This is a genomic window from Mesorhizobium sp. M2E.F.Ca.ET.209.01.1.1 (genome assembly GCF_004010375.2).
GTDB lineage: Bacteria > Pseudomonadota > Alphaproteobacteria > Rhizobiales > Rhizobiaceae > Mesorhizobium.
In genome coordinates this window covers 1-358 of record NZ_SADP02000495.1, presented here as the reverse complement: position 1 = coordinate 358, position 358 = coordinate 1, and the positions used below count along the sequence as shown (strand labels likewise).

General features: G+C 58.9%; 1 protein-coding gene. It reads left to right on the top strand.

What is annotated here, in order from left to right; all coding sequences use genetic code 11:
- Window positions 1-342, top strand: a 342-nt coding sequence (locus EN852_RS41895) for a hypothetical protein (protein ID WP_348643536.1), incomplete at its 5' end; no start/stop codon positions are given.
- Between the last annotated feature and the right edge of the window lie 16 nt (window positions 343-358).

The window sequence follows — 358 nt, the reverse complement described above, 5'->3', positions numbered from 1 at the left end:
AATCGGCCTGCGCAAAAGCGTAAGAATTCTGATTTTCGCGGCGAGCGTCGGAATCGTCCTGGCCGGCATCATGGGGCTGTTGCCATGAGCGGCACCGAACGGATGCGCAGGCACAGGCAGCGACTTCGCCAAGGCCGGATGCCGCTTGTGGTCGACGTGCCTGAGGTCGAGCTGACTGAGTTCCTGGCCCGTGTTGGCTATCTCAACTGCCAAACCGAAGATCGAGCAGCGCTCCGAAAAGCAACTGAACGGTGGATAGCGGACGCGACCAGTGCGGCTGCCTACGAATTAGTGACGGCGTCACGTAGCGCGCTTTTGCGACATGCTATTGGTGATTCATGACCGACAATCGCGACTT